Source organism: Niveibacterium umoris, from assembly GCF_014197015.1.
Classification (GTDB): Bacteria; Pseudomonadota; Gammaproteobacteria; order Burkholderiales; family Rhodocyclaceae; genus Niveibacterium; species Niveibacterium umoris.
Window position 1 is genome coordinate 2527625 of sequence record NZ_JACIET010000001.1, and the last position, 18516, is coordinate 2546140.

15 protein-coding genes are annotated in these 18516 nt (G+C 65.8%); 1 reads left to right on the top strand and 14 read right to left on the bottom strand.

Features of this window, described 5'->3' with window-relative positions; translation table 11 throughout:
* Positions 1 to 37: 37 nt before the first annotated feature.
* The 7 genes from GGR36_RS11355 to GGR36_RS11385 all read right to left on the bottom strand — a co-directional run bounded on the left by GGR36_RS11355 (position 38) and on the right by GGR36_RS11385 (position 8616).
* Positions 38 to 1942, bottom strand: a complete 1905-nt coding sequence (locus GGR36_RS11355; protein WP_183634696.1) for a solute symporter family protein — start codon at positions 1940 to 1942, stop codon at positions 38 to 40.
* Positions 1943 to 1945: 3 nt separating this feature from the next.
* Positions 1946 to 2266, bottom strand: a complete 321-nt coding sequence (locus tag GGR36_RS11360; protein WP_183634697.1) for a DUF485 domain-containing protein — start codon at positions 2264 to 2266, stop codon at positions 1946 to 1948.
* Between the two features lie 106 nt (positions 2267 to 2372).
* Positions 2373 to 3770: a serine/threonine protein kinase gene (locus tag GGR36_RS11365; protein ID WP_183634698.1), complete on the bottom strand. Its 1398-nt coding sequence runs from the start codon at positions 3768 to 3770 to the stop codon at positions 2373 to 2375.
* Positions 3770 to 4513, bottom strand: coding sequence for a metallophosphoesterase family protein (locus GGR36_RS11370; protein ID WP_183634699.1), 744 nt, complete (start codon positions 4511 to 4513; stop codon positions 3770 to 3772). The genes GGR36_RS11365 and GGR36_RS11370 overlap by 1 nt, the downstream gene beginning before the upstream one ends.
* Positions 4514 to 4633: 120 nt before the next feature.
* A complete protein-coding gene (locus GGR36_RS11375) occupies positions 4634 to 6307 on the bottom strand; it encodes an MFS transporter (protein WP_183634700.1) in 1674 nt (557 codons plus the stop codon).
* Positions 6308 to 6458: 151 nt separating this feature from the next.
* Positions 6459 to 7955: a sensor histidine kinase gene (locus tag GGR36_RS11380; RefSeq protein ID WP_183634701.1), complete on the bottom strand. Its 1497-nt coding sequence runs from the start codon at positions 7953 to 7955 to the stop codon at positions 6459 to 6461.
* Positions 7942 to 8616, bottom strand: coding sequence for a response regulator (locus tag GGR36_RS11385; RefSeq protein WP_183634702.1), 675 nt, complete (start codon positions 8614 to 8616; stop codon positions 7942 to 7944). The genes GGR36_RS11380 and GGR36_RS11385 overlap by 14 nt, the downstream gene beginning before the upstream one ends.
* A 527-nt stretch (positions 8617 to 9143) precedes the next feature.
* Between GGR36_RS11385 and GGR36_RS11390 the strand changes: the two genes are divergently transcribed.
* The gene (locus tag GGR36_RS11390; protein ID WP_183634703.1) at positions 9144 to 9716 is read left to right on the top strand and encodes a hypothetical protein; all 573 of its coding nucleotides are present in this window, start codon (positions 9144 to 9146) and stop codon (positions 9714 to 9716) included.
* A 66-nt stretch (positions 9717 to 9782) separates the two neighbouring features.
* Here GGR36_RS11390 and GGR36_RS11395 read toward each other — a convergent pair whose 3' ends face one another.
* The 7 genes from GGR36_RS11395 to GGR36_RS11425 all read right to left on the bottom strand — a co-directional run bounded on the left by GGR36_RS11395 (position 9783) and on the right by GGR36_RS11425 (position 18324).
* Entirely contained in the window at positions 9783 to 10994 is a 1212-nt protein-coding gene (locus GGR36_RS11395) for an ABC transporter permease (RefSeq protein WP_183634704.1), read from the bottom strand.
* Complete coding sequence (locus tag GGR36_RS11400; protein ID WP_242533052.1) at positions 10985 to 11731, bottom strand: ABC transporter ATP-binding protein; 747 nt, start codon at positions 11729 to 11731, stop codon at positions 10985 to 10987. The genes GGR36_RS11395 and GGR36_RS11400 overlap by 10 nt, the downstream gene beginning before the upstream one ends.
* Positions 11728 to 13020 (bottom strand): efflux RND transporter periplasmic adaptor subunit, encoded by a 1293-nt coding sequence (locus GGR36_RS11405; protein WP_207064236.1) that lies wholly within the window; start codon positions 13018 to 13020, stop codon positions 11728 to 11730. Before GGR36_RS11405 ends, GGR36_RS11400 begins: the two co-directional genes overlap by 4 nt.
* The gene (locus tag GGR36_RS11410; protein ID WP_183634705.1) at positions 13013 to 14506 is read right to left on the bottom strand and encodes an efflux transporter outer membrane subunit; all 1494 of its coding nucleotides are present in this window, start codon (positions 14504 to 14506) and stop codon (positions 13013 to 13015) included. The genes GGR36_RS11405 and GGR36_RS11410 overlap by 8 nt, the downstream gene beginning before the upstream one ends.
* A gap of 241 nt (positions 14507 to 14747) precedes the next feature.
* The gene (groL, locus tag GGR36_RS11415) at positions 14748 to 16391 is read right to left on the bottom strand and encodes a chaperonin GroEL (RefSeq protein WP_183634706.1); all 1644 of its coding nucleotides are present in this window, start codon (positions 16389 to 16391) and stop codon (positions 14748 to 14750) included.
* Positions 16392 to 16439: 48 nt separating this feature from the next.
* Complete coding sequence (locus GGR36_RS11420; protein ID WP_183634707.1) at positions 16440 to 16730, bottom strand: co-chaperone GroES; 291 nt, start codon at positions 16728 to 16730, stop codon at positions 16440 to 16442.
* Positions 16731 to 17073: 343 nt separating this feature from the next.
* Positions 17074 to 18324 carry an MFS transporter gene (locus GGR36_RS11425; protein ID WP_183634708.1) on the bottom strand — a complete coding sequence of 417 codons (1251 nt, stop codon included), beginning with the start codon at positions 18322 to 18324 and terminating at the stop codon, positions 17074 to 17076.
* Positions 18325 to 18516: the final 192 nt, after the last annotated feature.

Consider the following 18516-nt stretch of genomic DNA (forward strand, 5'->3'; position numbering starts at 1 on the left):
AAGCGAGGGGCAAGGATGGAGTGACACAAGCTCCGGATCAGTGCGCCGTTGCCTTCGCCGCGAGGATTCCGGTGTTCTGGCGCACGTAGAGCTCGTCCCACATGTCTTCGGCACGCTTGTCGCGATACAGCAGCGAACCAAGGATCACCGCGAGGAAGCCGAGCGGGATCGAGATCAGGCCCGGGTTCTTGAGCTCGAACAGCGGCTTCTCGAGGCCGACGATGGAAGTCTCTTGCCCTTCGACCTTCTTGAAGTCGTCATTGGCCTTCTTGACCGCCTTGTCGAGCGCGGCGGTCTGCTTGGCCGCCTTGGCGGTGGATGCCTCGTCGCCGGCAGCGACGAGCTTGGCGATCGCCTCGCGCTTGGCGGGCTCGGCATCGAGCACCTTCTGGGCGGCAGCACGCACGGCCTTCGGGTAGGTCATGTTGGGCGAGATCATCACCAGGCTGATTGCGGTAACGGTGCCGACAATCATGCCGGCCACGATGCCGCCGGTGTTGCAGCGCTTCCAGTAGAGCGTCATCAGCACGCACGGGAAGTTGGCCGACGCCGCCACGGCGAAAGCCAGCGCGACAAGGTGCGCGACGTTCTGGCCCTTGGCCGCGATACCGATCGTGATTGCGAGCGCGCCGACAAACACCGTCGCAATCCGCGCCGCACGCACCTGCTCGGCCTGGCTGGCCTGACCGCCCTTGACGACGCCGACGTAGAGGTCATGCGCCACCGCAGAGGCTGCCGCGAGCACCAGCCCCGCCACCACGGCCACGATCGTCGCGAACGCAACGGCCGCCACGAAGGCCAGCATGAAGTTGCCGAGGAAAGTGTTGCCACCACCACCGACGAACTGTGCAAGCAGCGGGGCTGCCATGTTGCCGCCGGCATCGACCGCCTTGATGCCTTCCGGGCCAACCTTGATCGCGGAGCCCATGCCGAGGAAGATCGTCAGCACATAGAAGCCGCCGATGATCGCCATCGCCCAGATCACCGACTTGCGTGCCTCTTTCGCCGTCGGCACGGTGAAGAAGCGCATCAGGATGTGTGGCAGGCCGGCGGTGCCGAAGACCAGCGCAATACCGAGCGAGATCTGATCGATCGGCGCCTTGAAGTAGAGACCAGGCTCAAGGAAGCGTTGGCCCAGTTCGGCGGGCGACATGTTCTTCGCCGGGTCGCCGAGCAGCGCAGCAACCTGCGCCTGCACCTTCGGATCCGCCACGACCGCATCAAGGAAGCCCGGCAGGCTGAAGCCGTAAGGCGCCCACACGAAGGCCACCAGCACCAGCGAAGCGCACACCAGCAGCACCGCCTTGATGATCTGCACGTAGGTGGTCGCGACCATGCCGCCGAACAGCACGTAAGCGAGCATCAGCACACCGACGGTGATCACCGAGACTTCGTAGTCGATGCCGATCAGCGTCTTCACCAGCACACCGCCGCCGACCATCTGCGCGGTCAGGTAGAAGGTAGACACGGTGATGACCGAGATCGCGCCGACGACGCGCGTCTTCTTCGGATCATTGCGGTAGGCGAGGATGTCAGCGAGCGTGTACTTGCCGATGTTGCGGCACGGCTCTGCAATCACCAGCAGCACGGTGATGTAGGCCACCAGCCAGCCTACCGAGTACATGAAGCCATCGTAGCCATAAAGGCTGATGAGGCCCGCGATGCCGAGGAAGGATGCGGCAGACAGATAGTCACCGGCGATCGCCCAACCGTTCTGCAGGCCCGAAACGCCACCGCCGGCGGTGTAGAAATCGGACGCCGAATGCACGCGCTTGGAGGCGACGTAGGTCACGAACATCGTCAGCGCGATGATCGCTGCAAAGACGATGAAGGTCAGCCAGCGCCACTCGGGTGCCACGGCGCCCTGCGCGAGCGCAGGCCCGGCGGCGAGTACGGCAGCCAGGCCAAGTGCGCCAGGAAGAAGTTTGCTGCGCAAATCCATGGTTCAGCCCCCGATCCGTTCTGCTTCACGCACAAGTTCGGCCGCCATTTCGTCGAACTCGGTGTTGGCCTTCTTCGAGTAGTAGAAGGCAATGCTCCAGGCGACGATGAATTCCGACAGCGCGAACAGCAGGCCGACGTTCACCGGCCCGAAGACCTTGATCTTGTAGATATCCTGGAAATACGCCGCCCCGATCGGCAGCAGGAAGTAATACACCACCGAGAAGATCATCAGCCCCATCAGGAATGATGTCTTCTTGGCGTGCAGTCGCTGGAACCTCGGGTCGGCATCGATCGCCGCCCAATTGATTGCTTTGCTGGCCATTGTCCCTCCTCGTTTTTGTCCGCGCCTTTGACAGCGTGAGGCCGAAGCCTAGCGAGCGACGCTGACTCTGCGCTGACGGCGCGCTGACGGTTCGCTTACAGCGCGCTCAGGCGCGCGGACGCACGATCGTCACGCTGCAAGGCGCGTCGGTCACGACCCTGTCGGCAACCGGAGGAAGGATGTTGCGGCCGACCATGTTGGGCGGCGAGGCACCGATCACGATGTGATCGACGCGATTGCTGCGCGCGTATTCGAGCAGGCCTTCTGCAGGGTCGCCCGCTTCCAGCACATGGAATGTCACCCGCGCCGGCGGCAGCCCGATCGGCTCTGCCCAGTGGCGTAACTGCACCAGTTGCTGCAGATGCACCCGCGGCGCGCTGCCCGCTTCGTCGGATGTGCCCATCACCGGCGCGGGCTTGGTCACCGTCACACAGGCCACCCGCGCCGCGGGCATCGCCAGCGCGAAGCGCTGCACCGCGTTGCGTATCGCCTGCTGGTGCGTGTCGCTGGTATAGGCCGTCGCCACGGCAACCATGATGATCGGCGCATCGGCAGCGCGTGTTGTGGGCGCCACCGTGAGCGGCGGTTCATAGCCCAGTCCGAACAGCCACTTGCGCAGCCGCTGCAGGCCGCCTTGCCGGCGCGACCAGCGCCCCTTCTCGCTGATCGCCACCTGATCCGGATGCTGCAGCTCGAACGCGAGCTGCTTCGCACTTGGCAGGCGTTGCTCGACTTTGACTTCAAGGCATCGATAGATCGTCTCCTGAAACGCCTCGGAGAGCGTCGGCACCAAGGCGCGCGGCGGAACGGGACTCGAGCGCAAGCGCTTGCGCATGCCGCCGGGCGTCGTCGGCGAACCGAACGGGTAGTGGCCGGTTGCGCATTCGTACAGCATCACCCCAAGCGCGAAGACGTCGCTGCGCGCCTCGCTGCGAACGCCCAGCACCTGCTCGGGCGCGATGTAGGGCGCTGACCCCATCGGGCGGCGGAACTCTTCGGCCAGCAGGTCCGGCAAGTGGGCATGGCGCGCCAGACCGAGATCGATCAGCACGGCGCTGCCATCGGCGCGCAGGATGATGTTCGATGGTTTGAGGTCGAGATGGATCACCTCGCGCTCGTGCAGTTGCTGCACCGCTTGAGCGACGGCCGCGACGATCCGGCAGACATCAAGCTCCGGCAAGGGGCCTTGGCTCAGCAGGTCAGCCAGCGTACGCCCCTCGACGAGCTCCATCACCAGATAGGGATTGCGCTCGATGTCGCCCACCGCGAAAAGGCGCGGCACCGGGCCGCCGTCGAGCACTTCGAGCACCATCTGCTCGACTTCGAAACTGACCACCGTCGCGCCGGTTTCGCCGTGTCCCAGGCGCGGCACCTTCATCACCGCCGGGGCCGGCAGATCGTCGCGCGAAACGCGGTAGATCACCGCCATGCCGCCTGAGTGCAGACGAGCTTCGATGCGGTAGCCGTCGAGCTCTGCGCCGGGCGACAGCTCGGTGGCGAGCATCAGCAAATGCCTTCGATCTGCTGCGCGAAACGGTCCGGCAGGCCCGCACGGCGGATCTTCGCCGCGGCGGCCGCGCTGTCGTACGGAACGCGGTGATAGCTCAGGCGCGATCGGTCACGATCGAAGAGCGCATACCAGGCCCCGGTCTTGCCGTCGCGCGGTTGCCCGCAGGAACCAACGATCCCGAGCCAGCTGCGATGGCGCCCGACCGGGATCGCGACATCAGGCGTAGGAAGGAAGGGGGTCAGGCGCCCGTCGGCGCCGACGTAGTAGAGCGTCGGGTCGTGCACATGCCCGCTGAACACATAGCGAGTGCCGGCCGCGTTCAGGCTGGCGCGTGCCTCGGCCGCGCTGGCGACATAGTTGAACGCCTCCGGCTGATCCGCGCTGGCGTGCACCCAGGTCGCATCGCCATCGACCTGCACCAGCGGCAGTTGCGCAAGATAGCTGCGTTGCGCGGGAGTCAGGCGGGGGATAGTCCAGATGATCGCCGCGTGCGCTTCGTCGTTCATCGGCTCGTCACCACGGCCAACGACGGCGGCATCATGGTTGCCGAGCACCGCAGCCTGCACGGCGTCACCGAGCCCGATCACGCGGTCTATCACCGCGCCGGGGTCGGCGCCATAGCCGACGAGATCGCCCAGCAGCACATAGCCCTCGACGCCTTGCGCCTGTGCATGCGCGAGGCAGGCATCGAGCGCCTCGATGTTGCTGTGGATGTCGGCGAGCAGGGCAAGTTTCAATTGCGGCCTCTCAAGGCCTTGATATCGAGACCGCAGCACTCGATGCGTTTCTCAAGGCACCGCCCGGCGGTCGCCGGGCGGTCGTGCGTGGCGAAGCGCAAGCCCCGCCGCTGCAACGCATCAGGTGTGGTGAATATCGCGGTCCTTGGTTTCGGGCATGAACAAGGTGCCGATCACTGCGGTCATCAGCGCGATCACGATCGGATACCACAGACCGTAATAGATATCGCCGGTGGCCGCCACCATCGCGAACGCCACGGTCGGCAGGAAGCCACCGAACCAGCCGTTACCGATGTGGTACGGCAGCGACATCGAGGTGTAGCGGATCTTCGCCGGGAATAGCTCCACCAGCCATGCTGCGATCGGGCCGTAGACCATCGTCACGTAGATCACCAGGATCGTCAGCAGCGCCAGCACCATCGGGATATTGGTCTTGGCCGGGTCGGCCTTGTCCGGGTAGCCCGCAGCCTTGAGCGCCGCACCAAGCTCCTTGTCGAAGGCATCCTTCTTGGCCTTGGCATCCTCCTTCGAGAGGCCGGTACCTTCGTAGCTGCTGATCACGGTGCTGCCGATCTTGATCTGCGCAACCGCACCCGGCGCCGCCGCCTGGTTGGCGTAGGGAATGTACTTCTTGGCCAGCCCGCCCTTGGCGATATCGCAGGAGCTCGTGAACTTGGCCTTGCCGACCGGGTCGAACTGGAAGGAGCACTGGGCTTCGTCCGCGACCACCACCACCGGGCTGCTCGCCTGCGCGGCGAAGATGTCCGGATTGCCGTACTCGGTCAGCGCCTTGAAGATCGGGAAGTAGGTCAGCGCGGCAAGCACGCAGCCGATCATGATGATCGGCTTGCGCCCGATCTTGTCGGACAGCGCGCCGAACACGATGAAGAACGGCGTGCCGATGGCGAGCGAACCGGCAATCAGCAGGTTGGCGGTCATCGGGTCGATCTTCAGCGTCTGCAGCAGGAAGAACAGCGCATAGAACTGGCCGGTGTACCAGACGACGGCCTGGCCGGCGGTGCCGCCGAAGAGCGAGAAGATGACGATCTTGAGGTTGTCCCAGCGCGCGAAGGATTCGGTAAGCGGCGCCTTGGAGGCCTTGCCCTCTTCCTTCATCTTCTTGAACACCGGCGACTCGTTGAGCTGCAGGCGGATGTACACCGACACGATCAGCAGCAGCACCGAGATCAGGAAGGGAATCCGCCAGCCCCAGGCTTCGAACTCATCCTTGCCCAGCGCGGTACGACAGCCGAGGATCACCAGCAGCGACAGGAACAGGCCCATCGTCGCGGTGGTCTGGATGAAGGACGTGAACAGGCCGCGCTTGCCCTTAGGCGCATGTTCGGCCACATAGGTGGCCGCACCGCCGTACTCGCCGCCCAGCGCCAGACCCTGCAGCAGGCGCAGCGAGATCAGGATCACCGGGGCCGCCACGCCGATCGACGCATAGGTGGGCAGCATGCCGACCACGGCGGTGGACATCCCCATGATGAGGATCGTCACCAGGAAGGTGTACTTGCGGCCGATCATGTCGCCGAGGCGGCCGAACACGATCGCGCCGAAGGGACGCACTGCGAAGCCGGCGGCGAACGCGAGCAGCGCGAAGATGAACGAAGTAGTCTCGTTGACGCCGGCGAAGAAGTGCTTGGCGATGATCGCGGCGAGCGAGCCGTAGAGATAGAAGTCGTACCACTCGAATACGGTGCCCAGGGATGACGCAAAAATGACCTTGCGTTCCTCGGCGGTGATGCTTCGAGCCTGCGGCTCGATGGCCATGCTCCCGGCCTGTGCCATGTCTCTCTCCTCCGTTGTGGTTGGCTTTTTATGGTCGCCCCGCTATTCCATGCGGATAGGCGACCGGCGGAGGCTAGAAGCGCTGTCTTACGCCCGGCTTACGCTGCGGCGCACCAACACGCGGCTGTCGTATCGGCGAGCATCGCGAGCCTCACTCGCGAGCGCCCGGATGCGGCCCGACAGGTTCCCCGGCGCGCGGAAACTCGATAATGAACCGGGTGCCACGTCCTTCCGGCCCCCCCTCGACACTGATCACCGCGGCGTGCAGATCGGCGATCTCGCGCACGATAGGCAGGCCAAGTCCGCTGCCCTCGACGCCGCTGCCGAGCACCCGGTAGAAACGTTCGAACACGCGTTCGCGATCTTCCGGCGGGATGCCGACGCCATCATCCTGCACGCCCAGCAAGGCCACCAGCGGGCGCTCGGCGTCGTAGCCGGTGAACACGGTGACATGGCCGCCGCGCGGGGTGTATTTGATCGCGTTGTCGACCAGGTTCTTCAGCATCTCGCGCAGCAGGACAGGGATGCCGTCCACGGTCAGGGGCCAACCGGTCGTGTCGATGCCCAGATCGACCCCCTTGTGCATGGCGCGTGGCACGAATTCAGTTGCCACCTCGCGCACCAGCTTTTCAAGGTCGATCCGCTCAAGCCCGCTGGTACCGTGCGAACTCGCCTCCGCGCGCGCCAGCGCGAGCAGCTGGTTGATCAGGTGCGCGGCTCGTTCGGCACTGGTGTGGATGCGTTCAAGCGACGCACGCAGGACTTCCGGATCATGCTCGGACAAGGCCAGCTCGGTCTGCATCTTCAGCCCCGCCAGCGGCGTGCGCATCTGGTGCGCGGCATCGGCCACGAAGCGCTGCTGGGCCTGCAGGTTTTCATCGAGGCGCTGCATCATGTCGTTGAAGGCCACGATCAGCGGACGCACCTCTTCCGGCACGCTGGCCGGTTCCACCGGTGACAGGTCGGCCGGCCGACGGCGGCGGATCAATGCTTGCAAGCGACTCAGCGGCGCGATGCCGCGCGTCAGCCCGAGCCACACCAGCACCACGGTCGCAGGAATGACGAGGAACTGCGGCAGCAGCACACCGGTGACGATGCGCGAGGCCAGCGCTTCGCGTTTATTGCGGGTTTCAGCCACCTGCACGATCGCCTCACCGTGGCCGCCCGGCAGCGCGAAGCGCCGGCTGGCGATGCGCACGTCTTCGCCGCCGACCTCCAGATCCGCGAAATGCACCGGATGGGCCGCACGGCCGTCTTCGACCAGCGGCTCGGGCGCCGGTTTGGGCAGTTCGGCATCGCCGACGATCAGGTCACCCTGCGGACCGATGACCTGGTAGTAGATGGCATCCTCTTCGTCAGCGCGCAGCAGCGCGCGCGCCGACGCCGGGAAGTTGACGCTCACACGCCCCTTCGCGTCGACCTGGATCAGGCGCGCGATTGCGGCGACGTCCGCCTCAAGGGCGCGGTCATAGGGCTTGTCGGCGATGCCCTGCGCGACGTGGTAGGTCGCAATGATGGAGATCGGCCACAGGAACAGCAGCGGCGCGAGCATCCAGTCGAGGATCTCGCCAAAGAGCGAATAGGGCGTCCGGCGCCCGCCCGCGCCGCCCTTGGACGACGCGGAACCCGGCCATCTAGGTAGCCGCATCCGGCTTTTCGAGGCAGTAACCGAGGCCGCGCACGGTAGCGATCTTCAGCCCGGACGGTTCGAGCTTCTTGCGCAGGCGGTGCACATACACCTCGATGGCGTTGTGAGACACCTCCTCACCCCAGCCGCACAGGTGATCGACCAGTTGCTCCTTGCTGACGAGTCGTCCCGCGCGCAGCAGCAGGGTTTCGAGCACGCCGATCTCGCGCGCGGAAAGCTCCACCACCTGGCCACCGACCATCACGACGCGATCAGCCTGGTCGTAAGACAGCGCCCCCATCGTGATGCAGCGTCCCTGGCCGGTGCCGCGCCGGGTCAGCGCGCGGGCGCGCGCCTCGAGTTCGGGCAGCGCGAAGGGCTTGGTCATGTAATCATCGGCGCCCGCGTCGAGGCCGCGCACGCGTTCCTCGATTGCATCCTGCGCAGTCAGGATCAGTACTGGCGTGGTGGACTTGCGTGCGCGCAGGCGCTTGAGCACCTCGATGCCCGGCAAGCGGGGCAAACCCAGATCGAGCACCACCAGGTCGTAGGTCTGGCTGGCGAGCGCGGCGTCGGCTTCGGTGCCGGTCGGCACATGATCTACTGCGAAGCCGCCGCGCTTGAGCGCCCGCACCAGCGCGTCGGCGATGATCTCGTCGTCTTCGGCCAAGAGGATTCGCATTTAACGCCCCGAAAGCCGCGCAGGCAGGGCACCCGCGCCTCGCCGGCGGAGTGTAGCACTCGCCCTTCGGAGCGGCGCCTACAGCGACCACGGCATTCGCCGGGCGAAAAAAAGCCCCGCACGATCCGCACGGGGCTTCAAGAATGTTTGGCCACGTGAGGGCAGCCACGTTCGATATTACTGTTGCGTGACCGCAAATCAAGCGGCAATTCGATCCGGGCCCAGACGCAACACCACGACCCGACCACCCCATCACGTCAAAAGCCTTGCGGTGCAGGCCATACCGCCGACGCGACTTGCCAACCGCATATTCCTTATGGATTATTCCTCCATACGGCACTGTACTGTGCTGTTGTCTTTTTCCAACACACCCAAGCCGGAACCCCGCCCGGCGGCCCTGTTTCGGAAGGTGCCGGCGGCGGTGCCTCGCCGGCAAGTTATGTAACACTGCGAAGCGCCAGCGCAGCACAAAGCGCCGGACAACAGAGAGGCATGCCAGACCGGACATGCCCGAGGAGGCTGACAACATGAGAGAAACGATCTACTTCAAGACGCCGGCCGGCGTGCATGAAATCCAGGCGCGCCAGATCCGCCTGCATCCGCGCTTGCGTTCCCTGCTGGTGCTGGTGGACGGCAAGCACAGTGCCGGCGATCTGCTGGATACCCTGCAGGCGATCGGCGTCAGCGCAGCGCACCTCACCGAACTGGCCGACCTTGGCCTGATCGCACCGGCGGGCGGCAGCGTCAGCCCGGACACGATTGCCGACAGCGAAGCGAGCGCCACCGCCGAGGCTGAGACTGAGGCGGGTTTCGACGCAGAAATCGCGGAGGCCACGGAGGACGTGGTAACCGCATCTGGCGAAGTGCCGGACGCGGCCCAGCAGTTGCGCCAGCTCTACAGCTATTTCAACGAGCACATTCGCGAGACCCTCGGGCTGCGCGGATTCATGCTGCAGCTTCAGGTCGAGAAGGCGGAAACGCTGGCCGACTATGTGGCGATCCGCGACGAGTTTGTCGCCGCCGCGCGCAAGGCAAAAGGCGAAGGCACCGCGGCGCGACTCGAAGGCGAACTCGACCGCTTGCTTCAACTGCCGGCTTGATAGCGCGGGCCGCGGCGTGGGCGGCGAGGAGCCGTCGGCCGCGCCGCACGCTTCACCCGGCCCTGCTCACTCGTGCCGCAGCGCCTCGATCGGGTCGAGTTGCGCCGCGCGACGCGCCGGCATGAAACCGAAGATCACGCCGACCGCCGCCGCAAAACCGAAGGCGAGCAGGTTGATTCGCAGGTCGAAAGTGAAAGGCACGTTCATCGCCCCCGCCATGACGGTCGATGCGAGCAAGGCGAGCAGCACACCGATCAGCCCGCCGAGCGATGACAGCGTCACCGCCTCGACCAGGAACTGCAGCAGCACCTCGCGCGGCAGCGCGCCGATCGCGAGGCGGATGCCGATTTCGCGCGTGCGCTCGGTCACCGACACCAGCATGATGTTCATGATGCCGATGCCGCCGACCAACAAGCTCACGCCAGCAACCGCACCGAGCAGTGATGTCATGACGCGGGTGGTGGAGCTGAGCGCCTGCGCGATCTGGCGCGTATCCATCACCGAGAAGTCGTCCGACTCGTTCGGCGCGATGTTGCGCAACTCGCGCATCACCGCGCTGATCTGCGCGACCAGCACGTCGCCATCGACGCCATCCTTGCCCGACACGAAGATCTGCCCCACCTGCTGGGTGCCCTGACGCCCTGCGAGGCGCCGCTGCAAGGTCGTGATCGGCAGCAGGATGGTGTCGTCCTGATCGGCGCCGAAAGAAGACTGCCCCTTCACCGCAAGGGTGCCGATCACCTCACAGGACATCGTATTCACGCGGATCTTCGCGCCGATCGGATCGTCGTTGGCGAACAGCTCCTTGCGCACGGTATTGCCGATCACGCACACCGCGCGCCCGCTGCGCAGATCCGCCGCGCTGAAGGCGCGGCCGCTCAGCACTTCGCGATTCGCGATCTGGAAGTATTCCGGCGTCGAACCGACCACGCTGGTGGTCCAGTTCTTCTGCTGGTACACAATGCTGACCGAGCGGTTCGTCACCGGTGCCACTGCCTCGATGCCCGATACGCGGTCGACCAACGCCGGCGCATCGCTCATCTTGAAGCGTGCGACACCGCCTTGCGGCATGCCGATCGCCGCGCCAGGCCGCACGATGATCAGGTTGCTGCCAAGGCTCGCGACCTGGGCAGTGACCGCATCGGTGGCGCCCTGCCCCAGCGTCACCATGGTGATCACCGCTGCCACGCCGATCACGATGCCCAGCACGGTAAGGAAGGCGCGCATCAGATTGCGACGGATCTCGCGCAGGGCCAGCAGCAATGCGTTCAGCAGCATGGCGCGGCCTCCATCGGCAGCGAATCGGTATCGATCAGGCCATCCTTCACCCGCACGATGCGCTGCGCATGCGCCGCGACGTCGGCTTCGTGCGTGACCATCAGCACTGTGATGCCGCGCTCCACATTGAGCCGGGTGATCAGGGCCATCACATCCTGGCTGGTGCGGGTATCGAGGTTGCCGGTCGGCTCGTCGGCGAACAGCACCAGCGGACGGGTCACGATGGCCCGCGCGATCGCGACGCGCTGCTGTTGCCCGCCGGAAAGTTCGGCCGGCGTATTGCGGAACTTTCCGTCCAGCCCGACCGAGACGAGCGCTTCGCGCGCCAGCGCCTCGCGCTCGCGGCGCGGCAGCCCGCGGTACAACAAGGGCAGTTCAACGTTCTCAAGCGCCGAGGTGCGCGCGAGCAGGTTGAAGCCCTGGAAGATGAAGCCATGATGGTGACGGCGCAGCAGCGAGCGCTGAATACTGTCGAAGCGCTCGACATGCTGACCGTCGAACACATACTCGCCGGCAGTAGGCGTGTCGAGGCAGCCGAGGATGTTCATCAGCGTAGATTTGCCGGACCCGCTCGGCCCCATCACCGCGACGAACTGGCCGCGCGGAATCGCGAGGTCGATGCCGCGCAACGCGTCGAAGCGGGCTTCGCCACGCCCGTAGGACTTGGTGATGCCGGAGAGCTGGAACAGCGGTGGCTCAGGCGACACCGACGGATCAGTCGCAACCGACGCGCTCATTTCTTGCGCGTCTCCACGACCTGCTCGGTGATCACATCGTCGCCCTCGCGCAAGGCAGGGCTGAGGATCTCGGTCATGCGGCCATCGCTGAGCCCGGCCTTGACCTTGACCGGCTCGGGGCCGCTCTCCCGCAGCACCCATACGGTCTGTTCGCTGCCCTCGACGATCGCCCGTGCCCGCGCGCTCGGGTTGCTCACCGGGCGCTGCGGGCGCGGCGGTTTCGGGATCAGGCTGGAGAGCAGCCCACCACTCTCGGGCGCCTTCGTCTCGGTCTTCGGGGTGAAGCGCAACGCGGCGGTGGGCACCATCAGCACGCCCTTGCGCTCGGCGACGCGAATGTCGGCCGTCGCGGTCATGCCCGGGCGTAGCGTGAGGTCTGCATTGCTGACTTCGAGTTCGGTCTTGTAGCTGACCACGTTCTCGACCAGGGTCGAGCCGTACTGCACCTTGGTCACCTTGGCGGCATAGTTGCGGTCCGGCCAGGCGTCGACGGTGAAACTCGCGGACTGGCCATCGCGCACCTTGCCGACATCCGCTTCCGCGACATCGACCTTGAGGCGCATCTGCGACAGATCCTCGGCGAGGATGAACAACTCCGGCGCGGTGAAAGACGCCGCCACCGTCTGGCCACGGTCGATCTTGCGGGTCAGCACCACACCGTCGATCGGCGAGCGGATCTCTGCCTTGCCCAGATCGGTTTCGTTGGTGCGCAGCGCCGCCGCGGTCTCCGCCACACTGCCCTGCGCCGAGGCCACGTCGGCGCGTGCGCGCGCGGCCGTGGCCCGGGCGGTGTCGAGTTCTGCCTTCGACGGCACCTTGCCACCCGACAAACGCGCCACTTCTTCCTGACGCGCCAAGGCCGCTTCGGCCTCGACGAGCGTCGCTTGCGCCTGCGCAAGACGAGCTTGGGCCGAGGCCAGCACCGCACGCGCCTTTTCGGTCTGGTCGCGCAACTTGGTGATGTCGAGCACCGCCAGGGTCTGCCCCTTGCGGACATGGTCGTTGGTATCGACCAGCACCTGCGCGACGGTGCCGGACAATTCCGAGCCAACGGTGAGTTGCGTGGTCGGCTCGAGCTTGCCGGTCGCGGTCACCGTTACCACCAGGTCGCCGCGCTTGACGTCGGCCGTGGTGTAGCGGGGCGGCGCGGCGCCGCCGAAGGTCTTGCCGAGCAGCAGCGCAAGCAGTGCCAGCAGCACCAGGCTGGAGATCAGGATCACCCAGCCGCGCTTGCCGCGCGCGGTGGTCGCGATGGCCGCCAGCGAAAGGGCCTTGTGAGGGTCAGTCATTGCGAGTGTCTCCGACAGCAGGCTGCGCGCCCGCGGCATCCGGCGACCATCCGCCGCCCAGTGCCTTGTAAAGATTGACCAGTGCTGTGGCGCGGTCGCCCTGGGCCGAGGTCTGTTGATCCTGCAGCGAGAGCAGGGTGCGCTGCGTGTCGAGCAGCACCGAGAGATCGATCAGCCCGGCGGCGTAACGCTGGCTGGCGAGTTGTTCGGCCTGCACCGCCGCGGTCACCGCCACGCCAAGGCTCGCAAACCGTTCGTTCGACGTGCGCCATGCGACGAGGGCGTTCTCGACTTCGTGCATGGCGCGCAGCACCGTCGCCTGCCAGTTGATCAGCGCCTGCTGCTGTTGCGCATCCTGGATCGCGATCGACTGCGTGATGCGGCCGGCGTCGAAGATCGGTGCGGCAATGCCGCCGGCAAGACTGGCGAGCACCGCCTCGGGCCGGAACAGATCGGAAGCACTGAGCGCATCGACGCCGATCGAGCCGCTGAGCGTGAGCTTGGGATAGCGCTGCGCCTGCGCTTCGCCGACCCGTGCCGTGGCCGCGGCGAGCTGGCGTTCCGCGACGCGCACGTCCGGGCGCTGCTGCAAGGTATCGGCCGGAATGCCCAGCGCCAGCGAGAAGCTCAGTTCAGGCAGCGCGCGCTTCGCACCGATCATGGCGTCGACCGCGCCGGGGGTTTTGCCGAGCAGCAGGGCGATCTGGTTGCGCGCTTCGCTGAGGCTGCGTTCAACCGCAGGCAGCGCCGCACGGGCCTGCTCCAGGCTGCTGCGCGACTGTGCGACATCGAGCGTCGAGGCGAGCCCCGCCTGCTCACGCCAGCGGGTGATCTGATCGGTTTCGCCGCGACTGTCGAGTGTCGCTTGCAGCACCGCAAGGCGGTTCTCGGCCGTACGAAGATCCACATAGGCATTGGCGACCGCCGCGATCAGGCTCACCCGCACCGCGTACAGGTTGGCCTGTGCGGCGGCGAGGTCTGCCTCGGCGGCTTCCAGCGCACGCCTCTTGCCGCCGAAGAGATCGAGTTCCCAGCTGAGCGACAGGTTGGCGTCATAGCTGCGGGTGGTGACGGTAGTCTCGGCGGGGCGTGCCGCCTGGGTGCGTGCGCTGGCGCTGGCATCGAGCTCGGGCATCTGCTGCGCACGGGCAAGGCCACGGCGGGCGCGCACTTCGTCGAGGCGCGCCAGCGCAGTCTTCAGATCGGTATTGCCGGCGAGTGCCGCATCGATCAGCGCATCCAGCGTCGGGTCGTGGAACTGCGTCCACCACAGCGCGAGTGCGCGTGCGTCGGCGGGCGTTGCGTGCGTTGAAGCGACGGCATTGTGCCAGGCGGGGTAGTCAGGGCCATCAGGCGGGCGGTAGTCGGGTCCGACGCTGGCGCAGCCGGCCAGCACGACGAGGCTGGCGAGCGCGAGCAGCGGATGCCGCAAGTGCCGGCGATCTTGCTTGGCGCGCGAGGCGGCGCCGGAAAGCTCGGTAAACATGGGTGCAGCATAGCGCGCGGCGGATGCGCTTCTGCTTCAGGCACGTATCGGCCGGCGCGGCGATATGCCAAGGTGTGACCCCGGCCTGCCGCGGACACATCTTGAAACAGCAGCGGATCGGCTGCGGGCAGGAAGCACCGCTTCGCGCGGAGACGGTGACGCGCAGATTCCTGGCGCCGAAAAGAAGAAACCCCGCCGAAGCGGGGTTTCCTTGTACAGCGCGTCGGCTGAACCGGGGCTATTACATGCCCATGTCCATGCCGCCCATGCCGCCCATGCCACCCGGCATGCCGCCAGCCGGCTTGTCTTCCGGCAGTTCGGCGACCATTGCGTCGGTGGTCAGGATCAGCGAAGCGACCGATGCGGCGTTCTGCAGCGCGGTGCGGGTGACCTTGGCCGGATCCAGCACGCCCAGCTCGACCAGGTCACCGTAGGTGCCGTTCGAAGCGTTGTAGCCGTAGTTGCCCGAACCTTCCAGCACCTTGGCGATCACGACCGACGGCTCGTCGCCGGCGTTCGCAACGATCTGGCGCAGCGGCTCTTCGATCGCGCGCAGCACGATCTTGATACCGGCTTCCTGGTCGGCGTTGTCGCCCTTGATGGCGCCAACGGCAGCACGGGCACGCAGCAGGGCCACGCCACCACCGGCAACCACGCCTTCTTCAACGGCGGCACGGGTTGCGTGCAGCGCGTCTTCAACGCGGGCCTTCTTTTCCTTCATTTCGACTTCGGTCGCAGCGCCGACCTTGATCACCGCAACACCGCCGGCCAGCTTGGCCTTGCGCTCTTGCAGCTTTTCCTTGTCGTAGTCGCTGGTCGCGGTTTCGATCAGGGCGTCGATCTGGGCCACGCGGGCCTGGATCGATTCAGCCTTGCCATGGCCGTCGATGATGGTGGTGTTTTCCTTCTCGACTTCGATGCGCTTGGCTTGGCCCAGGTCGGCCAGGGTGGCCTTCTCGAGCGTCAGGCCGACTTCCTCGGCGATCACGGTGCCGCCGGTCAGGATGGCGATGTCTTCGAGCATGGCCTTGCGACGGTCGCCGAAGCCCGGGGCCTTGACGGCAACGGTCTTCAGGATGCCGCGGATGTTGTTCACCACCAGGGTCGCGAGGGCTTCGCCTTCGACGTCTTCAGCGATGATCAGCAGCGGACGGCCAGCCTTCGCCACTTGCTCCAGCACCGGCAGCAGGTCGCGGATGTTCGAGATCTTCTTGTCGAACAGCAGCACGAAGGGGTTGTCCAGAGCGGCGATCTGACGCTCCTGGTTGTTGATGAAGTACGGCGACAGGTAGCCGCGGTCGAACTGCATGCCTTCAACGACATCCAGCTCGTTGTCGAGCGACTTGCCGTCTTCGACGGTGATCACGCCGGCCTTGCCGACCTTGTCCATCGCGCTGGCGATGATGTCGCCGATCGAGCTGTCGGAGTTGGCCGAGATCGAACCGACCTGGGCGATTTCCTTCGAGGTGGTGGTCGGCTTGGCAGCCTTCTTCACTTCGGCGACCAGGGCGGTGACAGCCTTGTCGATACCGCGCTTCAGGTCCATCGGGTTGTGGCCCGACACGACCAGCTTCATGCCTTCGCGAACGATGGCCTGGGCCAGCACGGTCGCGGTGGTGGTGCCGTCACCGGCGTTGTCCGAGGTCTTGGAAGCAACTTCCTTGACCATCTGCGCGCCCATGTTCTCGAACTTGTCCTTCAGCTCGATTTCCTTGGCGACCGAGACGCCGTCCTTGGTCACGGTCGGGGCGCCGAACGAGCGCTCCAGCACCACGTTGCGACCCTTCGGGCCGAGGGTGACCTTGACCGCGTTGGCCAGGATGTTGACGCCATTGACGATCTTGACGCGTGCGTCGTCGCCGAACAGAACTTGCTTAGCGGGCATTGTGTAGCTCCTGAATGTTCTTGGATTTCAGACCGGGGAACGGGAGGCTCAGGCCTCGACCACGCCCAGGATGTCTTCTTCACGCATGACCAGGACTTCTTGGCCATCGACCTTGACGGTCTGGCCGGCGTACTTGCCGAACAGCACGCGGTCGCCAACCTTCAGATCAACGCGGCGCACTTCGCCGTTGTCCAGGAACTTGCCCGGGCCAACCGCGATGACTTCGCCCTGGTCCGGCTTCTCGCCTGCGGAATCAGGGATCACGATGCCGGATGCAGTGGTGCGCTCGGCTTCGATGCGCTTGACGATCACACGGTCGTGCAAAGGACGGATCTTCATCAGGTCACTCCTCGTACGTAGTACGTTTTCAATGAGTCGGGCCGGTCAGCCGGCCCGAAATTACGGAATCCGAGGGATGAAGCGAGCGCGAAGCTGTTAGCACTCACCCCTTTCGAGTGCTAATAATAGGTGCGACCCCGCCCGCTTTCAAGTCCGCCCCATCGCCACGCGACGATTTATTGTTCGTTCGAGGCCGACCAGGCACCAGCGCAGCCCGTCGCAGAAGGCCTGAAGCAACCGCCCTGGATCCGGTCCGTCCGCTGCGAGCGCGCCCGCCGGAAATGGGGTGCCGCGCCGTGCGCGGGACAGCGCCCGCCGGTTTCGCAGCTGGACGAGGACGACCTCAGCGGCGTGGATTGTCCGGCCGTGTGCCGCTGGCGGCGTGACCAAGCCCCAGCGCCACATGACGGTAGGTCAGGCCCAGCAATACCGTCACGAACGCGCCGCACAGCAGGGTCGGGCGGGTACCCCATGCATGGGCGAGCGCGCCGACAGCCAGGCTGCCCAGCGGCGACACGCCAAGAAATGCCATCGAATAGAGTCCGACGACCCGGCCTCGGTAGGCCTCATCCACCTCGCTCTGGATCACCGTGTTGCTGCCGGCCACGGTCACGATCACGCAAAACCCGAGCGCCATCAGTTCGACGAACGCAAGCCCCAGCCAGGGCGTGAGGGCGAACAAGGCAAGGCAGAAGCCGATGCCGGGCGCCGCCCATGCAATCAGATTGCCCACCGGTTTTGCCGGGTCGCGCGCCGCCAGCACCAGGCTCGCGATCAGCGACCCTACCCCGGCGCTGCCGACGAGCAGGCCGTAAGTGCGCGCGCCGCCGCCGAAGACCTCGCGGGCAAAGATGGGCAGCATTGCGGAGTAAGAAGTCGCGAAGAAGCTGACCCCTGCGACCAGCAACAGCAAGAGGCGGATCGTCGGGTGCTGCAGCGCATAGCGGTAGCCCCCATGAAAGGCCGCCAGTGCCGACCCGCGGGATTTCGGCACGGCACTCAGACGGATGCCCGCGAGTGCAGCGAGCACAGCCAGATAGGACAGGGCGTTGAGCACGAAACAGGCGGTCTCGCCGGCTTCGGCGACGACCACACCGGCCAGCGCCGGCCCCACGAAGCGCGCGCCGTTCATCAGCAGCGCATTGAGCGCAATCGCGTTGGGCAGATCGTCCGGGTTGTCGACCAGTTGCACCGCCACGGCCTGGCGCGCCGGCACATCCAGTGCGTTGAGACAACCCAGCGCGAATGCCAGCACCATCAACAGGGTCGGGGTGGCAAGGGCCTGCCAGCTGACAATCGCCAGAACCCCGGCCTGCATCATGGCGAGGAACTGCGTCGCCAACAGCAGCTTGCGGCGATCGACCCGGTCGACCCACACGCCACCCACTGACGCAAACAACAGGATCGGGATCTGCCCGAAGAAGCTGATCATGCCGAGCACCAGCGCCGAGTGAGTGAGGCGATAGGCCAGCCAGCTCATCGCGATTTGCTGCATCCAGGTACCGGCAAGTGAAATCAGCTGGCCGATGAAGTAACGGCGATAATTGAGCGAACGCAGCGCGCGGGCAAATTGGGGCAGAGCGGTCGGAGCCATAAGTCTGGATCGTAATCCAGCCGCGCGGGCTTGAATGCAGGCGGACTTGCGCAGGGTCGCCACGCAAGCGGCCCGCCACTGTGGGTGGGGCCGCGCAAAGATGTGATGCGCCGGCCGCCTTCAGACGATCACGGCGCGATCCGGCAACTTCGCGCCTGCCGTCACACGCTCGAATTACTCAAGTCTGGTCGC